Origin of the sequence: Nocardia coubleae NBRC 108252 (assembly GCF_001612805.1) — a bacterium.
Classification (GTDB): Bacteria; Actinomycetota; Actinomycetes; order Mycobacteriales; family Mycobacteriaceae; genus Nocardia; species Nocardia coubleae.
Genome location: NZ_BDBD01000018.1, coordinates 161,260 through 183,385, shown reverse-complemented (window position 1 = coordinate 183,385; position 22,126 = coordinate 161,260). Strand labels below are relative to the sequence as shown.

Annotated in this window: 27 protein-coding genes; 10 read left to right on the top strand and 17 right to left on the bottom strand. The window is 67.3% G+C overall.

The genetic code is table 11. The annotated features are described in order from the left end of the window. Nucleotides 1-47 precede the first annotated feature (47 nt). Entirely contained in the window at nt 48-1,784 is a 1,737-nt protein-coding gene (locus NCO8_RS17975; RefSeq protein WP_067641065.1) for an ABC transporter ATP-binding protein, read from the bottom strand. Next, nucleotides 1,781-3,619, bottom strand: coding sequence for an ABC transporter ATP-binding protein (locus NCO8_RS17970; RefSeq protein ID WP_067641063.1), 1,839 nt, complete (start codon nt 3,617-3,619; stop codon nt 1,781-1,783). The genes NCO8_RS17975 and NCO8_RS17970 overlap by 4 nt, the downstream gene beginning before the upstream one ends. 180 nt (nt 3,620-3,799) lie before the next feature. Here NCO8_RS17970 and NCO8_RS17965 point away from each other — a divergent pair, with 180 nt between their 5' ends. The 6 genes from NCO8_RS17965 to NCO8_RS32050 all read left to right on the top strand — a co-directional run bounded on the left by NCO8_RS17965 (nt 3,800) and on the right by NCO8_RS32050 (nt 9,467). Then, on the top strand, nt 3,800-3,991 hold the full coding sequence (locus NCO8_RS17965; RefSeq protein ID WP_067491136.1) for a hypothetical protein: 192 nt from the start codon (nt 3,800-3,802) through the stop codon (nt 3,989-3,991). A gap of 35 nt (nt 3,992-4,026) precedes the next feature. Then, on the top strand, nt 4,027-4,605 hold the full coding sequence (locus tag NCO8_RS17960) for a putative glycolipid-binding domain-containing protein (RefSeq protein ID WP_255284020.1): 579 nt from the start codon (nt 4,027-4,029) through the stop codon (nt 4,603-4,605). A 49-nt stretch (nt 4,606-4,654) separates the two neighbouring features. Next, complete coding sequence (locus NCO8_RS17955) at nt 4,655-5,596, top strand: RluA family pseudouridine synthase (RefSeq protein ID WP_067641062.1); 942 nt, start codon at nt 4,655-4,657, stop codon at nt 5,594-5,596. A gap of 46 nt (nt 5,597-5,642) precedes the next feature. Then, complete coding sequence (locus NCO8_RS17950) at nt 5,643-6,371, top strand: CPBP family intramembrane glutamic endopeptidase (protein ID WP_133733959.1); 729 nt, start codon at nt 5,643-5,645, stop codon at nt 6,369-6,371. Between the two features lie 10 nt (nt 6,372-6,381). Then, nucleotides 6,382-7,218, top strand: coding sequence for an SDR family oxidoreductase (locus tag NCO8_RS17945; RefSeq protein ID WP_067641060.1), 837 nt, complete (start codon nt 6,382-6,384; stop codon nt 7,216-7,218). A 122-nt stretch (nt 7,219-7,340) separates the two neighbouring features. Beyond that, a complete protein-coding gene (locus NCO8_RS32050) occupies nt 7,341-9,467 on the top strand; it encodes a hypothetical protein (protein WP_174550344.1) in 2,127 nt (708 codons plus the stop codon). Between the two features lie 108 nt (nt 9,468-9,575). Here the strand turns inward: NCO8_RS32050 and NCO8_RS17935 are convergent, their stop codons facing one another. The 12 genes from NCO8_RS17935 to rpsJ form a co-directional block, all read right to left on the bottom strand. Further along, nucleotides 9,576-9,767: a ribbon-helix-helix domain-containing protein gene (locus NCO8_RS17935; RefSeq protein ID WP_067641058.1), complete on the bottom strand. Its 192-nt coding sequence runs from the start codon at nt 9,765-9,767 to the stop codon at nt 9,576-9,578. A 108-nt stretch (nt 9,768-9,875) separates the two neighbouring features. Then, on the bottom strand, nt 9,876-10,145 hold the full coding sequence (gene rpsQ, locus NCO8_RS17930; RefSeq protein WP_067491145.1) for a 30S ribosomal protein S17: 270 nt from the start codon (nt 10,143-10,145) through the stop codon (nt 9,876-9,878). Next, complete coding sequence (gene rpmC, locus NCO8_RS17925) at nt 10,142-10,381, bottom strand: 50S ribosomal protein L29 (RefSeq protein WP_019045024.1); 240 nt, start codon at nt 10,379-10,381, stop codon at nt 10,142-10,144. The genes rpsQ and rpmC overlap by 4 nt, the downstream gene beginning before the upstream one ends. Then, a complete protein-coding gene (rplP, locus tag NCO8_RS17920; RefSeq protein WP_067491147.1) occupies nt 10,381-10,797 on the bottom strand; it encodes a 50S ribosomal protein L16 in 417 nt (138 codons plus the stop codon). The genes rpmC and rplP overlap by 1 nt, the downstream gene beginning before the upstream one ends. A gap of 3 nt (nt 10,798-10,800) precedes the next feature. After that, complete coding sequence (gene rpsC / locus NCO8_RS17915) at nt 10,801-11,598, bottom strand: 30S ribosomal protein S3 (RefSeq protein WP_067491148.1); 798 nt, start codon at nt 11,596-11,598, stop codon at nt 10,801-10,803. Next, nucleotides 11,599-12,012 carry a 50S ribosomal protein L22 gene (gene rplV, locus NCO8_RS17910; RefSeq protein WP_067491149.1) on the bottom strand — a complete coding sequence of 138 codons (414 nt, stop codon included), beginning with the start codon at nt 12,010-12,012 and terminating at the stop codon, nt 11,599-11,601. After that, entirely contained in the window at nt 12,009-12,290 is a 282-nt protein-coding gene (gene rpsS, locus NCO8_RS17905; RefSeq protein ID WP_067491151.1) for a 30S ribosomal protein S19, read from the bottom strand. The genes rplV and rpsS overlap by 4 nt, the downstream gene beginning before the upstream one ends. A gap of 15 nt (nt 12,291-12,305) precedes the next feature. Beyond that, complete coding sequence (gene rplB, locus NCO8_RS17900; RefSeq protein WP_067491152.1) at nt 12,306-13,142, bottom strand: 50S ribosomal protein L2; 837 nt, start codon at nt 13,140-13,142, stop codon at nt 12,306-12,308. A gap of 33 nt (nt 13,143-13,175) precedes the next feature. Next, nucleotides 13,176-13,481 carry a 50S ribosomal protein L23 gene (rplW, locus tag NCO8_RS17895; RefSeq protein ID WP_019045018.1) on the bottom strand — a complete coding sequence of 102 codons (306 nt, stop codon included), beginning with the start codon at nt 13,479-13,481 and terminating at the stop codon, nt 13,176-13,178. Further along, a complete protein-coding gene (gene rplD, locus NCO8_RS17890; RefSeq protein WP_067491153.1) occupies nt 13,478-14,152 on the bottom strand; it encodes a 50S ribosomal protein L4 in 675 nt (224 codons plus the stop codon). The genes rplW and rplD overlap by 4 nt, the downstream gene beginning before the upstream one ends. Next, complete coding sequence (rplC, locus tag NCO8_RS17885) at nt 14,149-14,814, bottom strand: 50S ribosomal protein L3 (protein ID WP_067491154.1); 666 nt, start codon at nt 14,812-14,814, stop codon at nt 14,149-14,151. The genes rplD and rplC overlap by 4 nt, the downstream gene beginning before the upstream one ends. 14 nt (nt 14,815-14,828) lie before the next feature. Next, entirely contained in the window at nt 14,829-15,134 is a 306-nt protein-coding gene (gene rpsJ, locus NCO8_RS17880) for a 30S ribosomal protein S10 (protein WP_003938093.1), read from the bottom strand. 449 nt (nt 15,135-15,583) lie between these two features. Here rpsJ and NCO8_RS17875 point away from each other — a divergent pair, with 449 nt between their 5' ends. From NCO8_RS17875 to NCO8_RS17860, 4 genes are read left to right on the top strand one after another with little or no spacing between them, the layout of a single operon-like run. Continuing rightward, complete coding sequence (locus NCO8_RS17875; RefSeq protein ID WP_067641056.1) at nt 15,584-16,060, top strand: hotdog fold domain-containing protein; 477 nt, start codon at nt 15,584-15,586, stop codon at nt 16,058-16,060. Nucleotides 16,061-16,109: 49 nt separating this feature from the next. Next, nucleotides 16,110-16,982: an ABC transporter ATP-binding protein gene (locus NCO8_RS17870; RefSeq protein ID WP_067641055.1), complete on the top strand. Its 873-nt coding sequence runs from the start codon at nt 16,110-16,112 to the stop codon at nt 16,980-16,982. A gap of 52 nt (nt 16,983-17,034) precedes the next feature. Then, entirely contained in the window at nt 17,035-18,198 is a 1,164-nt protein-coding gene (locus tag NCO8_RS17865) for an ABC transporter permease (protein WP_245655406.1), read from the top strand. Between the two features lie 60 nt (nt 18,199-18,258). Continuing rightward, a complete protein-coding gene (locus tag NCO8_RS17860; protein ID WP_245655405.1) occupies nt 18,259-19,422 on the top strand; it encodes a lycopene cyclase family protein in 1,164 nt (387 codons plus the stop codon). Between the two features lie 40 nt (nt 19,423-19,462). On the opposite strand, the gene NCO8_RS17855 is transcribed toward NCO8_RS17860, so the two are convergent. Genes NCO8_RS17855 through NCO8_RS17845 form a run of 3 tightly spaced genes read right to left on the bottom strand, consistent with a single transcriptional unit; the run spans nt 19,463 to nt 22,097 of the window. Beyond that, the gene (locus NCO8_RS17855) at nt 19,463-20,290 is read right to left on the bottom strand and encodes an ABC transporter permease (protein WP_067641594.1); all 828 of its coding nucleotides are present in this window, start codon (nt 20,288-20,290) and stop codon (nt 19,463-19,465) included. After that, entirely contained in the window at nt 20,287-21,090 is an 804-nt protein-coding gene (locus NCO8_RS17850; RefSeq protein WP_243749843.1) for an ABC transporter permease, read from the bottom strand. The genes NCO8_RS17855 and NCO8_RS17850 overlap by 4 nt, the downstream gene beginning before the upstream one ends. Before the next feature lie 5 nt (nt 21,091-21,095). Beyond that, nucleotides 21,096-22,097, bottom strand: coding sequence for a daunorubicin/doxorubicin resistance ABC transporter ATP-binding protein DrrA (locus NCO8_RS17845; RefSeq protein ID WP_067641592.1), 1,002 nt, complete (start codon nt 22,095-22,097; stop codon nt 21,096-21,098). Nucleotides 22,098-22,126: the final 29 nt, after the last annotated feature.

Here is a 22,126-nt window from a genome sequence, read left to right as displayed (position 1 = left end):
GAACAGCGACGGGCGCGACGGAACACCCGTCGCGCCCGTTGTCGTTCTCAGGCCGGCACCGGCTCCAGCCGCCAACCGGAAGCCCGCTCGCGTTCGTTCCAGAACGCCGCGTACCGGCCGTCGAGCGCCAACAGCTCCGCGTGTGTGCCCTGTTCGACGATGCGGCCACCGTCGAGGAACAGGATCTGGTCGGCGTGGGCGATGGTCGCCAAGCGGTGCGCGACCACGAGAACGGTCTTGTCCCTTGCCAGTTCGTGGATGCCGCGCACCACGACGGCCTCACTGTGCGGGTCGAGCGCGCTGGTCGCCTCGTCGAGCAGCACGATCGGGGCGTCCTTGAGCAAGGCGCGGGCGATCGACACCCGCTGACGTTCACCGCCCGAGAGCGACGCGCCACCTTCGCCGACCGTGGTGTCGAAGCCGTCGGGCAGCCGGTCGACGATCTCGTCGACTCGTGCGGCGCGGGCGGCTCGCAGCACCTCGTCCTCGCTCGCGTCGGGCTTGCCGATGCGGATGTTGTCGGCCACCGAGCGGTTGAACAGGTAGACGTTCTGGAAGACCAGGGCGAGCTGATCGAGCAGTGTGTTCGAAGGTTGTTCGCGCACATCGTGTTCGCCCACCGAGACCGCGCCGGAATCCACATCGTAGAAGCGGGCGGCCAGGCGCAGCAGGGTGGTCTTGCCCGCGCCGCTCGGCCCGACGATGGCGGTGGTCGTGCCCGCCGGGACGGTGAAGGTCAGGTCGCTGAGCACGGGTTCGCCGGGGCGGTAGCCGAAGCTCACCTTGTCGAAGACGACGGCGGGCGCACCGGGCGTGACCGGCTCGGTCGGCATCGGCAGGGTCGGCTCGGCCAGCAGTTCGGTGATGCGGTCGGCGGCCGAGGCGGCCGACCGCAGCGCGGCGCCCAGCTGGGCGGCCTGGTTCACCGGCTCGATGAACCGCGAACTCACCGCGATCAGGGCGATGGCGGCCGCCGCCGAGATGGCCCCGTCGGTCACCTGGACCACCGCGAGGTAGGCGAGCACGAGGAACACCGCCTGCACGAACAGGGCGAACACGATCAGGCCGGGCACCGTGGCCACCATCATCTTCAGCACCGCGCCACGCTGGCGGACCAGCGCCGCCTCGAGCGCCTTGTTGCCGGTGCCGACCGCGCCGAACGCACGCAGCACCGGCTGGGCCTGCGCGAATTCGACCACCCGCGAATCGGCTTCGGCCGCCGCCTCGTGCAGCCGTGCGTCGGCACCGGTGTAGGCGCGGTTGGCGACCGCGTTGACCAGGTACAGCACCGGCGCGGCCAGTAGCATCGCGACACCGATGCGCCAGTCGATGAACAGCATGCCGAGCGCGACGACCACCGGAACGATCACGCCGGTGAGCACCTTGGTGAGCAGATAGGCGATCAGGCCCTGCATCTCGCGCACCTGCTCGACCATCACCCGCGAGAGCGGGCCTGCCTCACGGCCTTCGAACCAGCCGAGCGGCAGTTCGTTGAGCTTGTCGCCGAGACGGGTCTGCAGCCCACGCTGCATACCCAGGCCGATGCGCAGACCGATGACGGCCTGCAGGTACCCGAACACCACCACGCCCACCACGGCCGCGGTCATGCCGAGTGCCCACGTCCACGCGCCGGACAGGTCGTCGCCGAACAGGGACTCGAGCAGTGGAACGAGCAGCAGGTACGCGATGGCCTGGCACACGGCCTGCAGCACGATGGCGGCCAGCAGACGCGGAACGAGCGGGGCGAACTCGTCGGGGACGAGGCGGAAAACCTTGCGGATCATCGTGTTTCCTCCACCAGGGCGAGCGTGCCGAGCGCGGCCTCGTTGATGTCCCACAGGCGCTGATACAGACCGCCCGTGGAGCGCAGTTCGTCGTGGGTGCCCTGTTCGACGAGAGTCCCGTTGTCCAGCACCAGAATCCGGTCGACACCGGTGATGGTGTGCAGGCGGTGCGCGATGACGAGCACGGTGCGGCCCGCAACCAGCGCGGCGAGCGCGTCCTGCACGGCGGCCTCCGACTCGGGGTCGGCGAAGGCGGTCGCCTCGTCGAGGACGAGGACCGGGGTGTCGGCCAGCAGGGCACGAGCGATCGAAAGACGCTGTGCCTCACCGCCGGACAAAGTGGCGTCGTCACCGACCTCGGAGTCGTACCCGCGTGGCAGCGCGACGATGCGGTCGTGGATCTGGGCAGCGCGGGCGGCCCGTTCGATGGCCGCGTCGTCGGCACCGGGTCGGGCGAGCAGCAGGTTCTCGCGGATCGACCCACGGATCAGGCGGACGTCCTGGAACACGAAACCAACCGTGCGATACAGCGCTTCGCTGCTGAACTCGCGGATATCGCGTCCGTCGATGGTGATCCGTCCGGCACCGACGTCGTAGAAACGCGGCAGCAGTTTGGCGAGGGTGGATTTGCCCGAACCGCTCGGGCCGACCAACGCGGTGATGGTGCCCGGCGTCAGTTCCAGATCGATACCACGCAACACGTTGTGCCCTGTGCGGTAACCGAATTCGACACCTTCGAAGCGGACAACACCGCGCTCGACCGGCACGTCACCGGTCGACTCGGCGATCTCGAGTTCCGGGGTCCGGCGCAGTTCGTGCAACCGCAGCGCCGCGGCGCCACCGGCCCGCAACGCCTGCGACCCGTAACCGAGACCGAGCAGCGAACTGCCGATACCGAGCCCGACCAGCAGGAACGGCAGCAGGTCGAGCGGCTCGACCCAGCCCGCGCCGATGAACGCCAGCCCGGCGAGCACGACGACGAGCATCACGAACACCGGCGTGACGACGATGTCGGAGGCCGACTGCACCCGGATGATCGGCATCTTCAACCGGTGCGCGGCATTCACCTGACCGTCGACGGCGGCCTGGAACTCGCTGTGCGCCTTGCCCGCCTGCCCGAACGCGCGAACCACCTGGATGCCGTCGACGAACTCGATGGTTGCCTCGGCCGTGCGCCGCTCCCACCGGGTGTAGACGGCGAGCCGGTCGCGGCCGTCGCGGTCCATGATCCGGCCGAACAGCACGAAGTAGGCGATCAGCGGGATCAGTAGCACCAGGGTGAGCCGCCAGTCGACGGTGAACAGGTACCCGAGGGTGACCAGCGGAACCACCAGCGCGCCGACGAACTCGAGCCGCGCGTGCGCGACCAGATAGTGCAGTGCCTCCACATCGTCGCGCAGATAGGTCTTCACCTCGCCGGAGCTGCGCTCGCCGAACCAGCCGAGTGGCACCCGGGTGAGTTTGGCCGCGAGCAGACGGCGCAGGGTGAGCTGATAACCGGCGTCGGCCGCGTGCGACCAGGTGAGCGCGACGGCCTGCAGCAGCGCCCGCAGGACGAGCACCGCGACGGCCGCACCGAACAGCCACCACACCCGGTCGGTGTCGACCGGGCTGGTGAGCAGTTCGCGGCACGCCTCGACGATCAGCAGGAACGGGACCACGCTGCACACCGAAGCCACCGCGACGATCAGGCTCGCCGCCGTGAGCATGCCCGCCACCGGGGCCAGGATGTCCTTGCGCGCCTGCGCTTCTCGTTGCTTCTGCGCTTTCGCGGCCGCCTTGGACGGCCGGTTGCCCGACTCCACCCCCGGCGGCGGCGCTACCTGCACCGTCATACGTTCTGCCCTCTCGACCTGTCCACAGCAAGCTCTGCCGATGTAGGTTAGCCTAAGTTGAGTGGTTGTGGCCGGGTGGGGAAGGTTGCGTGAACTGCCAGTCAACCCCGGCGATATCGCACCGAATCGGGCGTAATTTGCTCCTACCTTGTTATCCATCGACGCGGTGGGAGTACGAAAATGTTTGTCACGTCAATTATTTCGGCAATTGCGGACTGCCGGACCGACCCCGGGAATATGACGCCCGAACAAGCGCATCGGGCCATGCAGATACACCTCGAATGCAGCGTCGACCTGTGCCGGGTGCGGCGGCGTGCGCGCCAGATTCTCGTCGAGGCGAAATTGATGGTTCTGGATCAACGCGCCGGCTGAGGATTGATACCCGAATTTCGGGGCATGCCCCCTTCGTGTTCACTCACCTGCCCCCATCGGCCGCCTGGATACAGCACCAGGCGCGAACCGGTTTCGAAGTGACGTATTTCCGCGACGGTGATCGTGGCGTGCTCGTCGAAGGGTGCGCCACCGGAACCGAGGACGGCGCCGTCTGGGTGATCGACTACCGGCTGCGGCTCGACGGCAGCTGGCACACCCGTTCGGCGCAGATCACCGGACGCTATCCCGACGGCAGGCGCACGCTCACCGTGCAATCCGACGGGCTCGGACGCTGGCAGGTCGACGGCGCAACCGCACCCGAACTGGACGGGTGCCTCGACGTCGACCTCGAGGCATCGGTATTCACCAACTCGCTCCCGGTGCGCAGGCTGGCACTCGACATCGGCGACTCCGCCGACGCGCCCGCGGTCTACATCCGCGCCGCCGACCTGAAGACGGTGCGACTGCCGCAGCACTACCGCCGGGCCACCGACGGCGACGACGGGCCACGCTACGACTACACCTCGTCGGATTTCGACTACCGCGCCACCCTGTCCTACGACGATGCGGGGTTGATCGTCGACTACCCGGGTCTGGCCCGGCGCACGGTCTGAACCAGGGGCCTGTAGCGGGGCCGGGTCGTCCGGCGGCGAGACTGTCGGTATGCGACGCAGGCAGCAGCCGCCGCTGCCCAAGCGGCACGGCCTCGACCCAGCCCGGCTCCGGCTCCCGGAGGACGGGCACTGGGCGACCGTGCGCGACCACCTCGTCGAGCGGTTGCCGCGCGTGGATCCGGCGCGCATCGACGAGATGTTGCGCGCGGGCGAGATCGTCGACCTGGACGGGCCGCTCGCGCCCGACGCGCCGTACGTCGCGGGCGGTGCGGTCTGGTTCCATCGCGACCTGCCCGTGGAGCAGGAGGTGCCGTTCGAGATCGGCATCGTGCACCGCGACGACGACATCCTCGTGATCGACAAACCGCACTTCCTCGCGACCATTCCGCGCGGTCAGCACATCCTGCAGACCGCGCTGGTCCGGTTGCGGCGCGAACTCGACCTGCCCGACCTGATCCCGGCGCACCGCCTCGACCGGGTGACCGCCGGGCTGATCCTGTTCGTAGTGAATCCGGCCGTGCGCGGGGCGTATCAGACGATGTTCGGGCACCGGACCGTGCGCAAGGAATACGAGGCGATCGCGCCCTACGACCCCGCGTTGGAACTGCCGAGGGTCGTGCGCAGCCGGATCATCAAGGAAAAGCATGTGCTCGCCGCGCAGGAAGTGCCCGGAGTGCCCAATGCCGAGACCCACGTGGAGCTCGTCGAGCATCGCGACGGGCTCGGCCGGTACCGATTGCGGCCGCATACCGGGCGCACCCATCAACTCCGGCTGCATATGAACAGCCTCGGCGTGCCGATCCTCGGCGACGATTTCTATCCGGTCGTCACCGACAAATCCGTCGACGACTACACGCGGCCACTGCAATTACTGGCGGCCACCCTCGAATTCACCGACCCGATCAGTCGCCTGCCCCGGCGATTCCAATCGCGGCGAACTCTGCAGGCGTGGCACGATTTGCCCGGTTGGTCCGGATCGGCTGTCGAGTAGCTCACGGACCGTTTCCCTTCTGTAATAAATCCGTACACTCGACCGGGTGCCCGTCTCCGCCGATCCCCGACCCGGACTGCACGCCTATATCGATATCGCCGTCGTGGTGGTGGTGCTCGCCGGAACCAATCTGATCGCACACTTCACCACCGCCTGGGCCAATATCGTCACCGTGCCCGTCGCGGCCTTTCTGCTGCTCGCCCTGATGCGCAAACGCGGGCTCGGCTGGGCCGAACTCGGACTGTCGCCTCGGCACTGGCGACGCGGAACGGTCTACGCGCTCGGCGCGGTGGGGATCGTGCTCACGGCTGTCGCGATCGGGGCATTGCTGCCGATCACCAGGCCCTTCTTCCTCGCCGACCGGTACGCGACGATCTCCGGCGCACTGATCGCGTCGATGATCGTCATCCCGTTGCAGACCGTGATCCCCGAGGAACTCGCCTTCCGCGGCGTCCTGCACGGCACCCTGGACCGGGTGCTCGGCGTGCGCGGCCTGTTCGCAGCAGGCTCGCTGCTCTTCGGCCTCTGGCACATCGCCTCCTCCCTCGGCCTCACCGCGAGCAACACCGGCCTGTCCGGCATCGTCGGCGGCGGCCTCGCGGGCCAGGTCATCGGCATCACCCTCGCGGTCGCCGCCACCGCCGCCGCGGGCGTCGTCTTCACCTGGCTCCGCCGCCGCAGCGGCAGCCTCCTCGCCCCCATCGCTCTGCACTGGTCCCTCAACGGAGCAGGCGCCCTCGCCGCAGCCCTCGTCTGGCACACCGCACTGGCCTAGCATCGGTCCGGTGAAACGTGTGCTTGTCGGATTGGTAGTCGCGGTGACCGGTGGGGCGGCCGGGATCGGGCGGGAGATCGCCCGGGAACTCGGGGCCGCGGGGGCCTTGGTGTGTATCGGAGACCTGTCCGGTGACGCGGCCCGGGCGGCGGCGGCCGAGCTGCCGGGGACGGTGCACGGGTGCGAACTCGATGTGACCTCCGAGCGGTCGTTCCACGACTTCCTCGCCGTCACCGAGGCACTGCTCGGGCCGGTCGATGTGCTGGTCAACAATGCCGGGGTGATGTGGGTCGGGGCGTTCGACGACGAACCCGACAGTGCCACCGCGCGGATGCTCGCGGTGAATCTGCACGGCGTGATCCGGGGTGTGCGGCTGGCGGCGCCCGCCATGCGCGCACGGGGGCGGGGACATATCGTCACCATCGCCTCGGTGGCATCGAAGGTGTCACCCGCCGGGGAGGCGACCTACGCGGCGACCAAACACGGTGTGCTCGGGTACCTGACGGGGGTGCGGGAGGAACTGCGCGGCAGCGGGGTGCGGTTGAGCGCGATCATGCCGGGGGTCGTCGACACCGAACTCGCGAAGGGCACGTCCACCGGTGCGGCGCCGCTGTTGCAGCCCGTCGATGTGGCGCGTGCCGTTGTCGAGGTGATCCAGCGGCCACGCTTCGAGGTGACGGTGCCGGGATCGCTCGGGCCGATGCTGCGATGGGCCGGAGTGCTTCCCCAGTGGGCCCGAGATCTGATACTGCGGCGGACCGTTCCGAATCAGCTTGCGGCCGTTAGCGGTTCGTCCGCACGAGCCACTTACGAAAAGCGTTTACTCGACGGCGATTCCGGGGACTGAGGGCTTTCTCCGCTCCAATTTCACACCATGATCGTTGACCCGGGAACGGTCGGCGTTTACGCTCTCTGCAATCACACATATGTTCGATAGTCCATATGTTCGAGTGACGCGGAAGGCGCGAGATGTCCGACGATCGGTCGATCGACCCTGCCGATACCGAGATCACGGCCCTCGCCAAGCAGGTCGCCACCGCCAGGGGCAAGCTGCCGCTACAGCACGACACGGCGCTCTACGACGCCCTCTCGGAAGCGGAGATCCGCGCCGAACGCGAACTCGCCGAATGGATCCGGGCCCAGCGCCGTAAACAGCGGCGTCGCGCTGTCGCCGACGAACTCGCCGCCGACAAACGTGACCGTCGCACCGGCGCTTTGATCCGGCGCACCGACGAAGCCGACGCCCGCTGGCACCGCAAAGCACTGGCCGCGCGCCGCCGCGTGTCGAGTGCCGACGCGCGCCTCGCGCAGCTCTACCGGCGCGCCGAATGGTCCTCGCGCGCACTGATCGGTGTGGTACTGCTCGGCATGGTGTGGGCCGGGGTGAATGTGCAGCACAACCTCGTGCCGAGCGGGGACATGAGCGACCCGCTGTACTGGCTCAGCTTCGGCATCGAGGCGATGATCTCCATCCCCATCATCGTCATCATGATCGCCGCGACCACCGCCGCCCGCTGGGGGCGTGAACTCGAACGCGGCAAGGTCATCGTGTTCGAACTCGCCCTCCTCGGCACCACCGTCGCCCTCAACGCCGGGCCCCACCTTGCCTCCGGCGCATGGGGGCGGGCGGCCGAGTTCTCCATCGCGCCGGTGATGGTCGGTGTCGTGATCTGGTTGCACGCCTGGGTTTCGGCACGGTATGCGATGTTGATCGAGGGAGCCTCGGTCGAGCTGCCGGGCAGCTACTCGCCTGCCGAACGGATGGATACTGCTGTCGCCCAGCCGAACTCGCTGTCGACGATCGGCAACGACCCGCGCCTGTCCACGGTCGATACCGCGACACTCCCCACAGCACAGACGGCTGCTGCCGGTGCGGCAATGCCCGTGGATTCCGACCGGGCCGAGCCCGCGGTGGTCGTCGGCGAGGATGCCGTCTTCGACAACCGCACGGAACATGGTGAGAGCACACTCCCCGGCAATCGAGATGACGACAGCGCACGGCTCGGCGGCGATGAATCGCTTCGCGACGGCGCTGCTCTCAGCCACGAAGCCCGGCTCGACAACAACGCCCCGCTCGACAGCGAAGCCCGGCTCCGCAAGGGCGCCCAGCTCGGCAGCGAGCCCTCGCTCTATGCCGACGTCCCGCTCGGCGCCGACGCCACGCACGACAGCGAGGCCCAGCGCGGCCAAGCCCCGCAGGCCGACGACGACGCCACGTCCAGCGATGAAGTCCAGCACGATGGCACCACCCCGCACAGCCACCCGACCGATACCCGCACCGGCTCGGCAGTCGACGCGGGCAACAAGATTCCGGTGAGCGCCCACCGCCCTGGCGGCCGTCGCGCGAGCGTCGAAAAACACACTGCTCCCGGCACTCTCGAACTCATCCACCGGGCCGCCGCCGACCACCGCCGCAACGGCCACGCCGACACCAATGGCACCACCCCCTCGTTGCGGCGAATACCTGTCACCGCCGCCGCCCAGCCCACTCCCGGCGAAGCGACCGGCACCGACCCCGTTCCCGAGGCGACGGCGCACGCCGGCACCGTCGCCCGTGACCACAACGGCGACACGTCTGCCCCCACTCCGGTGGTAGCGCAACACAATTCACCGGCCCCCGCCGACGAGCCCGAACAACTCACCCTCACCACAGACCCCGCCGAGCAACTGCTGCTGGAGCCCGAACCCGCCCGGGTCACCAAGCCCGTCGCATCGCCCACCGCAGTTACCGAGCCCGTCGCACCGGTCACTGAGGTCACCGAGCCGATCGCGTCGGCCACACTGCCAACTGACACCTCAGATGCCGACGAACCGCTCACCGCGCAGGAATTCGTCCCAGAGGACGACCTCCTCGAAGACCACCCTGTCGACGAGTTCGACTACGACGACACCGAGGTCCGCGCCCTCGCCCGCCGCATCGCCACCCACAGCCCCCTGCGCCTGACCCTCGAACAAATCGAGGAAATCCTCGAACTCACCGACCAGTCCTGGTCAGCCCGCAGCATCGGCGCCGAAGTGGGCGTCCCCGGCAAAACCGTCACCAACGTCGTCGAATTCGCCCGAAAGATCCGCCACCCCTACGCCTTCACCGGCTGAGGCCGGCGATCCTTTCGGACCAAGAGTCCAAGCTCCGCGCGAGCTCTGCGTCCGGCGCCAGGCCCACCTCGCGGGCAACAACGACACTCTCAGTGCAGCCGAGGTAGCTCACGCAAGCCGCCGCATCAGCACGGCGTGCTCGTCCATGATCGAGTAGACCACCGCACCGAACGCCTCGTGCCGAGCGACGTACATGCGAATTGCCCCTTGCGCCAAATGCTGCTCGCTCAGTCCGAGACGCTCGGCCAGCTCGGTCAGGCGCCGGTCATCATCGCCGTCGAGATGCAGTGTTATGGCCATTCCGCATGATATCCGGCAATATCACCTAGCCCGCGACACGACGAAGGCCCGCCTCCCAGAGGGAAACGGGCCTTCGTGGCAACGATCTCGATGGATCGAGGAGGGACCTTACTTGGCCTTCTCCAGGACCTCGACCAGACGCCAGCGCTTGGTGGCCGACAGCGGACGGGTCTCCATCAGCTGAACGCGGTCGCCGACGCCGGCGATCTCGTTCTCGTCATGCGCCTTCACCTTGGAGGTGGTGCGAATGATCTTGCCGTAGAGCGGGTGCCGGTGACGGTCTTCCAGCTCGACGACGATCGTCTTGTTCATCTTGTCCGAGACGACGTAGCCGCTACGAACCTTGCGGCTGCCGCGCTCTTCCTTCTTCTCGCTCATGCCGCATCTCCCTTGCCCGCGGGCGCCGTGGCCAGGCCGAGCTCGCGCTCACGCATGACCGTGTAAATGCGCGCGATCTCGTGGCGGACGACGCGCAGACGACGGTTGTTGTCGAGCTGACCCGTCGCCATCTGGAAGCGCAGGTTGAACAGCTCTTCCTTCGACTCGCGCAGTTTGGCCACGAGCTCTTCTTCGTTGAGCTCGCGGAGCTCTGCGGCCGGTGTTCCGGTAGCCATCAGAACTGCTCCTCCCTGGTCACGATCCTGCACTTCATGGGGAGCTTGTGCATCGCGCGGCGCAGGGCCTCGCGAGCGGTCTCCTCGTTGGGGTAAGACATCTCGAACATGACCCGACCGGGCTTCACGTTCGCGACCCACCACTCCGGCGAACCCTTACCGGAACCCATGCGGGTCTCGGCAGGCTTCTTGGTGAGCGGGCGGTCGGGGTAGATGTTGATCCAGATCTTGCCGCCACGCTTGATGTGGCGGGTCATCGCGATACGCGCCGACTCGATCTGACGGTTGGTGACGTAGGCAGGCTCGAGAGCCTGGATGCCGTAGTCACCGAACGCCACCGCGGTGCCGCCCTTGGACATGCCGGAGCGGCTGGGGTGGTGCTGCTTGCGGTGCTTGACCCTACGGGGCATCAGCATGCGTCAGCCCTCCTTGTTCTCTGCCGGAGCCTCCGCCACTGCGGTGGCGGCGCGACCGACCTCGGTGCTGGTCGCGGTGGTGCCAGTGGCACCGGACCGACGGGGGCGGCTCGGACGCTCGCGACGCTGGCGATCCGGAGCAGCGGCAGCGGCAGCGGTCACCTCACGACGACCACCGACGATGTCACCCTTGTAGATCCAGACCTTCACGCCGATGCGACCGAAGGTGGTCTTGGCCTCGTAGAGGCCGTAGTCGATGTCCGCGCGCAGCGTGTGCAGCGGGACGCGACCTTCACGGTAGAACTCCGAGCGCGACATTTCGGCGCCACCGAGGCGGCCCGAGCACTGCACACGGATGCCCTTGACGTTCGGCGAACGCATGGCCGACTGGATGGCCTTACGCATCGCGCGACGGAACGCCACACGGTTGGACAGCTGCTCGGCAACACCCTGAGCAACCAGCTGCGCATCCGACTCGGGGTTCTTGACCTCGAGGATGTTCAGCTGAACCTGCTTCTTGGTGAGCTTCTCCAGCTCGGCGCGGATGCGGTCGGCCTCCGCGCCACGGCGACCGATCACGATGCCGGGACGCGCGGTGTGGATATCCACACGGACGCGATCACGGGTGCGCTCGATCTCGACCTTCGAGATGCCGGCCCGCTCCATGCCAGTGGCGAGGAGCTTGCGGATCTGAACGTCTTCCTTCACGTATTCCGCGTACTGCTTGTCCGCGTACCAACGCGACTTCCAGTCGGTGGTGATACCGAGGCGGAAGCCATGGGGGTTGATTTTCTGTCCCATTTACTTTGCCCCTCCCTTCCGGCGGCTACGAGTGGCAGCGCCGGCAGTGGGCACGCTCTCGACCTCGATGGTGATGTGGCTGGTGCGCTTGCGGATCCGGAACGCGCGGCCCTGGGCCCGCGGCTGGAAACGCTTCATGGTGGCACCCTCGTCGACGAACGCAGTCGAGATGACCAGGGTGGCCGGGTTGAGGCCGAGGTTGTTCTCGGCGTTCGCCGCGGCCGAAGCCACGACCTTGGCCACCGGCTCGCTGGCGGCCTGCGGGGCGAACCGCAGGATGGCCAGCGCGTCCTCGACACGCTTGCCGCGGACCATGTCCACGACGCGACGCGCCTTCATCGGGGTGACCCGCACATGCTTAGCGGTAGCGCGGGCAGTCGGGTTCTGAACCGTTTCGGTGTTGGTTTCAGTCATCGCCGCTTGCTCTTCCGGTCGTCCTTGACGTGGCTCTTGAACGTCCTGGTCGGCGCGAACTCACCGAGCTTGTGGCCGACCATGTTGTCCGAGACGAACACCGGGACGTGCTTGCGACCGTCGTGGACGGCGAAAGTGTGACCGATGAAATCGGGGATGATGGTCGAGCGACGCGACCAGGTCTTGATGACCTGCTTGGTGCCTTTTTCGTTCTGGACGTCCACCTTCTTCAGGAGGTGGTCGTCGACGAACGGGCCCTTCTTGAGGCTGCGTGGCATTTCTTACCTCCTCCTTTAGCGCTTCTTGCCGGTCTTGCGACGGCGGACGATGAGCTTGTCGCTCGGGCGGTTGGGCTTGCGGGTACGGCCCTCAGGCTGGCCCCACGGGGAGACCGGGTGGCGACCACCGGAGGTCTTACCCTCACCACCACCGTGCGGGTGGTCGACCGGGTTCATGACGACACCACGGACGGTAGGACGACGGCCCTTCCAGCGCATACGGCCGGCCTTGCCCCAGTTGATGTTCGACTGCTCGGCGTTGCCGACCTCGCCGACGGTGGCGCGGCAGCGCACGTCGACACGGCGGATTTCACCCGACGGCATACGAAGGGTCGCGTACGGCCCTTCCTTGCCGAGCAGCTGAATGCTCATGCCTGCGGCACGGGCCATCTTGGCGCCACCGCCCGGACGCAGCTCCACGTTGTGGATCGTGGTACCGGTCGGGATGTTGCGCAGCGGCAGGTTGTTACCCGGCTTGATGTCGGCCGTGGGGCCGGACTCGATCGGGCTGCCCTGCTTGATGCCCTTCGGCGCGATGATGTAGCGCTTCTCGCCGTCGGCGAAGTGCAGCAGTGCGATGTTGGCGGTGCGGTTGGGGTCGTACTCGATGTGCGCGACCTTGGCCGGGATGCCGTCCTTGTCCAGTCGACGGAAGTCGATGACACGGTAGGCACGCTTGTGACCGCCACCGCGGTGACGCGTGGTGATGCGACCGTGCGCGTTACGACCACCGGACTTGGTGAGCGGGCGCAGCAGCGACTTCTCCGGCGTCGACCGGGTGATCTCGGCGAAGTCCGAGACACTCGAGCCACGACGGCCCGGTGTAGTCGGCTTGTATTTACGGATTGCCATGAGTTCTTCTCTGCTTTCTGGATCGCCAGCCGCTTACGCGACCGGTCCTCCGAAGATCTCGATGGGCTTGCTGTCGGCCGAGATGGTCACGAGCGCGCGCTTGGTGTCCTTGCGCTTGCCGTAACCGAAGCGGGTCCGCTTGCGCTTGCCCTGACGGTTGGCGGTGTTGACGCTGGTGACCTTGACGCCGAAAACCTTCTCGACGGCGATCTTGATCTGCGTCTTGTTCGAATCCGGGTGCACCAGGAAGGTGTAGGTACCTTCCTCGATCAGTCCGTAGGACTTCTCCGAGATGACCGGTGCGAGCAGGATGTCGCGGGGGTCGGCGATGGTGCTCACTTGCTCTCCTCCTGGGCCGCCTCGGCGGGACCGTGAACGAACGCGTTCAGGGCCTCGACGCTGAACACCAGTTCGTCGCTGTTGAGGACGTCGTAGGTGTTGAGCTGATCCGGGGCGATCGGCAGCACGTTCTGCAGGTTCGCCACGCTCTTCCACGCGGCGACGTCCTCGCGACCGACGACGACGAGGAACTTCTTGCGGTCCGACAGCTCGGACAGGAAGCTCTTCGCGGCCTTGGTCGACGGGGTCTGACCCGAGACCAGTTCGGTGATCACGTGGATGCGCTCGTTGCGGGCCCGGTCGGACAGGGCACCGCGCAGGGCGGCGGCCTTCATCTTCTTGGGGGTCCGCTGGCTGTAGTCACGCGGCTGCGGGCCGTGGACGGTGCCACCGCCGGCGAACTGCGGCGCACGGGTCGAACCCTGGCGGGCGCGGCCGGTGCCCTTCTGGCGGTAAGGCTTCTTGCCACCACCGGAGACCTGGCCACGAGTCTTCGTGGCGTGGGTGCCCTGGCGAGCGGCGGCCAGCTGCGCGATGACGACCTGGTGCATCAGCGCGACGTTGGCGGTCACGTCGAAGATCTCCGCGGGGAGGTCGACGGTGCCTTCGGTCTTGCCGCCTGCAGCCTTAACGGTCAGCGTCAGGTTGGCCTTCTTCTCGAGGCTGGTCATGCGTGCGCACCACCCTTCACGGCGCTCTTGACGATCACGACGTTGCCCTTGCGGCCGGGGATGGCACCCTTGACCAGGAGCAGGCCGTTCTCGGCGTCGACCTTGTGAACCGACAGGTTCTGCGTGGTCACGCGGTCGTTACCCATACGGCCCGACATGCGCATGCCCTTGAACACGCGGCCGGGAGTGGCACAGCCACCGATGGAACCCGGGCGACGGTGCACAGCCTGCGCACCGTGCGAGGCGCCCTGGCCCTTGAAGCCGTGACGCTTCATGGTGCCTGCGAAGCCCTTGCCCTTGCTGATTCCGGTCACGTCGACGTAGGTGCCCTCTTCGAAGACGTCGGCGGAAAGCTCCTGGCCGACCTCGAAGGTGGAGGCATCCGCGACGCGGATCTCGGTGACGTGGCGGCGCGGGGTGACACCGGCCTTGGCGAACTGGCCGGAAACCGGCTTGTTCACCTTGCGCGGGTCGATGGCGCCGAAAGCGATCTGGACGGCCGAGTAGCCGTCGCGCTCCACGGTGCGGATCTGGGTGACCACGTTCGGGCCCGCCTTGATGACGGTGACCGGGACGACGCGGTTCTTCTCGTCGAAGACCTGGGTCATGCCGAGCTTGGTGCCCAGGATGCCGGCTGCGGGCCGGTTCTTGTTGTCAGTCATATCTCGAGTCCCCGTCACTGAATGTTGACGTCGACGCTGGCCGGCAGGTCGATGCGCATGAGCGCGTCGACCGTCTTCGGCGTCGGGTCGAGGATGTCGATGAGGCGCTTGTGTGTACGCATCTCGAAGTGTTCGCGCGAGTCCTTGTACTTGTGCGGCGAACGGATGACGCAGTACACGTTCTTCTCGGTGGGCAACGGCACAGGCCCGACCACACGGGCGCCGGTGCGGGTCACCGTCTCCACGATCTTGCGCGCAGACGCATCGATCGCCTCGTGGTCATAGGCCTTGAGCCTGATGCGGATCTTTTGTCCCGCCACGCTAAGTGTCCTTTTCTCCGCTTTCCTTCGTGGTCACAGGAGCAAGCTCCCGCACCACCCTCATTTGCACAGCCCGAACACACGTGAGGTTTCGAGATCGCCACCGGGCACCGCCCAGTCCTCGCCGCTGTTCATCTGTCATGGTTCTCCGGTCCACGCGGTCGGGCGTGTCGCCCTTTTTGCTACAACGTGGTCCCGAACGTATCCACACCGGCGAACCGGTGGGATACACAACTGCTGCCTGCCCTGCTCGACCCGTCGGCCCCGAGGGGCGACGATCCTGCGCAAGGCAACCCGAACAGTATGCACCATGCCGACAAGGCTCTTCAAATCGGGGGGCATGAGGCATCGGTCACTGATCGGACTGTGCTCGACCATGGTAGCTGGCGGGTCACCGGCGCTGGTCAGGTGGGCTTCCCGCTTATCTTACTTTTGAGTAAGATACGGGGATGGCACAGGAAACCGCGACGTACCGCGGCTGGAAGAAGCTGCCCGACAACCGCATCGGGCACGCGCTGTTCTCACTCGGGATGGTGGCCCGGGTCCCCTACTTCGGCACGGTGCTGCCGCAAGTGGTGCGGCTCGAGCCCGGGCTGTGCGAGGTGACCTCGCCGAAATGGTTCGGCATCCACAATCATCTCGGCACCTTCCACGCCATCGCCGCGTGCAATCTGGCCGAGGTGGCGATGGGCATGCTGAGCGAGGCGACGGTGCCGACCACCCATCGCTGGATCCCCAAAGGCATGAATGTGCAGTACCTGGCGAAGGCCGAGTCGGGGTTGCGCGCGGTCGCGAAGCTGGCCGAGATCCCCGATTTCGCGGCGATCACCGAAGGGCGCGAGCTGACGGTGCCGGTGTCGATCTTCGACAAGGACGGCGTCGAGGTGGTGCGCGCCGAGATCACCACCTGGGTCACGCCCCGGTAATCCGTTGGGCCGGTACGGTTGTGAGCACGGCTACAGACGGGGAGGTTCGATGCTGGAAGTCGCGCATGTGGTCCGCCGGTTCGGCGACAAGGTCGCGGTCGACGACGTGTCGTTCACGGTGGCGCCGGGGGTGCTCACCGGTTTCGTCGGCGGCAACGGGGCGGGCAAGACCACGACCATGCGGATGATCATGGGCGTGCTCGCCGTACAGTCCGGCGAGGTCCGCTGGGACGGGCGGCCGGTCACGGCGCTGGATCGCCGCTCCTTCGGATACATGCCGGAGGAACGCGGGCTCTACCCCAAGCAACCGGTGCTCGATCAGCTCGTCTACCTCGCACGCTTGCGTGCTGTGCCCGCCGAGGAGGCCAAGACCCGTGCGCTCGGCCTGCTCGACCGGTTCGGTTTGGCCGACCGGGCCAAGGACAAGCTCGAGTCGCTGTCGCTCGGCAATCAGCAGCGGGTGCAGATCGCGGCCGCGGTGATCGCGGAGCCGTCGGCGCTGATTCTCGACGAACCGTTCTCCGGGCTGGACCCGCTGGCCGTCGACTCGATGGTGGAGTTGTTGCGGGAGTACGCGGCGAAGGGTGTGCCCGTGCTGTTCTCTTCGCATCAGCTCGATCTGGTCGAGCGGTTGTGCGACCGGCTCGTCATTCTGTCCTCGGGGCGGGTGGTCGGGCAGGGATCGGTCGACGAGCTCCGCTCCGCCGGCGGGTTGCGGTATCGGCTCGTCGTCGACGGTGACGCGGAGTGGTTACGGACCCATCCCGGGATTCGATCCGTTGAAATAGACGGTGGGCGTGCGGTTTTCGAGGCGTCGGAGACCGATGCCATTTTGAAAGAGGCGTTGTCGCGTGGATCGGTGCGTGAGTTCACCGAAGTCAGGCCGACCGTTGCCGAGATCTACCGGGAGGTGACGGCGTGATGCGGCCGGAGTCAGCGGATCGCGTGATCGCGGCGTGCCGAGGAGGTGCGGCGTGAACGGGGTGTGGCGGATCGTTTCCGCGCGCGAGATCGTGGTGAAGCTGCGGGATCGCAATTTCGTGATCTCGACGGTGGTGACCATCGTGGCGATCATCGCGTCGGTAGCGGTGAGTGGGTTCCTCAACAGCAGGCCCGACAAGGTAGATGTCGCGATCACCGGCACGGCCGGCGTAGTGGTGCTCGACCGGGCGAACGAGCTGGGGGCCGAGAAAGACGTCAGCTTCACGGGTCATGCCGTGGCCGACCGTGCCGCTGTCGAACAGCAGGTTCGCGACGGCGCGGTCGATGTCGGCCTGGTCGCCGCCGAGCCCGACGGCTGGCAGCTGATCGGCAAGACCGCCGAGAACGACGACGCGACCACCTACATCACCGCCGCCGCCCAGCAATTGGCCTTGCAGCGCAATGCCGCCGCTGCCGGGGTCACCATGGACGAACTCGCCCAGGGCGCCGGCGTGGATTACACGCTGCTGGAGAAGAACGCCATCGATCCGGGGCTGGCCAAGATCGTCGCGTTCGTCTTCGCGTTCCTGTTCTATCTGGCGTCGCTACTGTTCGGGATGTCGATCGCGCAGAGTGTGATCGAGGAGAAGCAGAACCGCATCGTCGAGATCCTGGCGAGCGCGATCCCGTTGCGGCAGTTGCTTATCGGCAAGGTGGTCGGTAACGCGGTGCTGGCGTTCGGGCAGCTCGTGCTGTTCGTCGTGGCCGGGCTCGGCGGGTTGGTCTTCCTCGGCAAGGCCGACCAGCTCGGCCGGATCGCCGGTGCCGCAGGGTGGTTCATCGTGTTCTTCGTGGTCGGCTTCCTCGCCCTGGCCAGCCTGTGGGCGGTAGCCGGCTCCCTGTCGACGCGCAGCGAGGACCTGCAGTCCACCTCCACTCCCCTGTCGATGCTCATCATGATCGTGCTGTTCGCGGGCATCTTCCTCTCCGGAACCGCTCGCGTGATCGCCTCCTACGTCCCCATCACCTCGATCATCGCCATGCCGAGCCGCCTGGCCGAAGGCACCGCCGCCTGGTGGGAACCCCTCATCGCCCTGGCCCTGATGGCCGCAGCCACCTACGCCATCGTCATCGTGGCCGAAAAGATCTACCGCCGCTCCCTCATGCAAACCCAGGGCCGCCTCACCCTCCGCCAGGCCCTCGCCCTCGAGGACTGACATCGGGACACCGGCCACGTCTCCTTGCGCCGGGGTGTGGGGTGTGGATTGAATGCGGGGGTGAGTGTGCGGGAGTTCGATATTTGCGTGGTCGGGTTGGGGCCGGCTGGGCGGGGGTTGGCGCATCGGGCTGCCGGGGCCGGGTTGCGGGTGGCGGCGGTGGATCCGCGGCCGGAACGGTTGTTTCCGCCGACGTTCTCGTGCTGGGTGGACGAGTTGCCGGGCTGGTTGCCCGAGAGTGCTATCGCGCAGCGGATCGCGGCGCCGACGGTGTGGACCAAGACCGAGCATCGGATCGAGCGGGCCTACTGTGTGCTGTCGAAGGCGGGGTTGCACGCGGCGCTCGCGATCGACGACGCGACGGTGTTCGCGCAGCGGGCCGGGCGGGTGGACCAGCACGAAGTGGAGCTGGCCGACGGGACGGTGATCTCGGCGGGCACCGTGTTCGACACCCGCGGGCTGCCGACGCTCGGCAAGCGGCGGGCAGCGTCGGCGCACGGGATCTTCGTCGATGCCGACACCGCGGCGCCGATGGTCGGTGACGGCGAGGGCCTGCTGCTGGACTGGCGACCGGAGAACGGTGCGGGCCCGGACGAACCGCCGTCGTTCCTGTACGCGGTGCCGCTCGGCGACGGAACCGTCATCTTCGAAGAGACGAGCCTCGGCCTGCGCGGCGGTATGCCCCAGCACGAACTGCGCAAGCGGACGTTGAATCGTCTTGCCGCCCACGGCATTCGGCTCACCGGCGACGAACCGCACGAGGCCGCCCACTACCCGCTCGACCAGCCGCCACCGAAGAAGGGCGCCGCGGCGGCGATCCCGTTCGGTTCCCGCGGCGGCATGATGCACCCGTGTACCGGCTACAGCGTGGGCGATTCCCTCGCCCTCATCGACACCGCCGTCTCGGCCGTGCAACAGGGCACCGACCCCGTCGAGGCGCTGTGGCCGTGGCAGGCGCGGGCGGTGTACTGGATGCGGATGCGCGGCCTGTGGGGCCTGGGCCGACTCACCACCGACCAGTCGATCGCCATGTTCGAAGCGTTCTTCACCGAATCCGAACGCGGCCAACGCGCGCTGCTGTCGGCCCACGACGACTACACCGCCCTCGGCGCGGTGCTGTTCAACACCGTCGCCCACACCTGGCCGTTCCGCTGGCGCTACGACCTGGTCGGCTGGACCAACCGCAACCGCTGGGTCGACTACCCGTTCGCGGAACCGGCATGAGAAAGGCCGCGCCGTTGCAACGGCGCGGCCTTCCACAGAACTACGCGGTCTCGGCGGCCTTCTTGTAGCCGCGGATGGCCGGATAGGCGAACACCGCGATCATCCCCACCGTCCACAGGACCGTCTTGAGCAGCGGGTCCGCGACGGGACCGCCGTAGGACAGGCCCTTCATCGCGTCGATCGCGCAGCTCATCGGCTGGTTCGCGACCACGGTCTGCAACCAGGTGGGGTAGGCGATGATCGGGACGAAGCCGGTGTTGAAGAACATCAGCAGGGTGTTGAGGATGCCGATCAGGCTGATGAGCATCACGCCCTCGGTGATGGTGGCCAGGGCCGTCACCATCACCGCGAAGCCGAGCCCGAACAGGATCGGCACGCAGACCAGCGCGATATTGGTGAGCGGGTCCTCCATGAAGAGGAAGCCGAGCGGCACGGCGACGAGCAGCACGATCACCGTGGTGATGAGAATGCGCAGCGCCTCCGCGATCAGCCGCCCGGTGAGCAGCGACGCCTTGTTCAGCGGCATCGTGTAGAAGCGGCTGAGCAGGCCCGAGGCCTTCTCGCGTTTGAAGCCGAGCGCACTCACCACCGCACCGGTCATCGCCGCGACGAGCGTGAGAAGCGCGGCCTGGCCGTAGATGCTGGGTGTGCCGGTCGCGGCGGTGATGGAGTCACCGAGGACGATGCGGAACATCAGCAGCGTCACGGCCGGGTAGGCGATGGTCTGGATGGTGGTCGACGGGTCGCGCAACCACACCATCAGCAGTCGTTTGGTCTGGATGAGACTGTGGCTGAACCACACCGACACCGAGCTCTCCGGCTTGGCGTGCACCACCGGCAGCTGGGCCGCCGTTTCCGTTGTCGTCATGATCGCCTCACACTCGCCCACACCGCCAGTGGGAGGAATACAACTGCCGCGACGCCGAGCCACACCAGCGACACCCAGGTACCCGCCCACGACAGCTGGCCCGCGGCCATGTCGCTGAGCGTCTGCGCGAACTGCGAGATCGGCTGGTTGCGGGCGAACCCGCGCGCCCAGGTGGGGAAACTGTTCTCGGGCACGAAGCCGGTCGACATCATGCCGAAGATCAGGATCGGCAGCGTGAGTGCCTGGCTGAGCGCCTCGGGGTTCTTGGTGAGGCTGCCCAGCGCGTCGGCGCCGAGGGTGAGCACAACGCCGACCGCCAGCGCGAACCCACAAAATGCCAGTGCCTGCACCACGCCGCCGGTGAACCGGAATCCGATCAGGTATCCGTAGCCGACGGTTGCGACCAGCGAGACCAGCGAACGGACCAGACCGGCGCAGATCCGCGACATCAGCGGAACCAGCGACCCGATCGGCATGGTCTGCAACCGGGTACTCAACCCGGTGAGCGCCTCGAACGCCGCGAGCTGGGCATTCGACATCATGGTCATCGCCATGGTCTGCAGCACGATGATGGGCATCACGTACTGCGCGTAGTCGATGCCCTGCACCTTCATCACGTAGCGCAGCGGCAGGTAGAACGCGACGGTCACCACCAGCGGGGTGAGCACGGCGACGATCAGTTCACCCTTGGTCGCCATGGTCCGCACGATGCGACCGGTCAGCGCGCGCCACTGCGCGAAACTGCTCTGGTGCACCGCGGGTAGGTCGGCGAAGAGCCCCTGCGCCGCAGGGGTGGACACGCTCACTAGTGGCCGCCCGAATGACCGGTGATCGACAGGAACACGTCGTCAAGGGAGGGGCGGCGCAGGGCGATGTCCGCCAGTTCGATGCCCGCGTTGTCGAGCCTGCGCAGCGCCTCGGCGAGGGTGGCCGCGCCGTCGGGTGCGGGGATGGACAGCTTGTCGGCGCCCGCGATCTCGGCGGCGACGGCGGCGGGGACCAGGTCACCGAGGGCCTGGACGGCGGCCGCGATGCGGCTGAGGTCGAGCGGGATGATCTCGCAGTAGCTGCCGCCGGTCTTGGCCTTGAGCTGGTCGGCGGTGCCTTCGGCGATGACGGTGCCCTTGTCGATGACGATGATGTTGTCGCTGAGCACGTCGGCTTCTTCGAGGTACTGCGTGGTGAGCAGCACGGTGATGCCCTGGTTCTTCAGCGCCGTCACCAGGTCCCACACGCCCTGGCGGCTGCGCGGGTCGAGCCCGGTGGTCGGTTCGTCGAGGAATACCACCTCGGGCCGGACCACCAGCCCGCAGGCGATGTCGACGCGGCGACGCATACCGCCCGAATAGTTGCGCACGGCCCGTTTACCGGCGCCGACCAGGTCGAATTCCTCGAGCAGCACCTCGGCGCGCTTGCGGGCGGCCGACTTGGTCAGGCCCATCAGGCGACCGAACAGTTCGAGGTTCTCGCGTCCGGTGAGGTTCTCGTCGAGCGCGGCGTACTGGCCGGTCATCATGATCGAGCGGCGCACGCCCGCGGCATCGGTGAGCACGTCGTGCCCGGCGACGACGGCGGTGCCGGAGTCGGGGCGCAGCAGCGTGGACAGGATTTTGACCGTGGTGGTCTTGCCCGCGCCGTTGGGCCCGAGGATACCGAGCACGCTGGCCTTCTCGGCCTGGAAACTGATGCCCTGCAGCGCGTGCACGTCGCCGAAGGATTTGCGCACGTCGGAAACGAGCACCGCGGGCTCACCGCCGTGCGACGCGACGCCACCCACGGGCGAATCCACTGAGATAGAACTCGGCATCAACTCTCCACCATCGGCCGCGGCGGCGC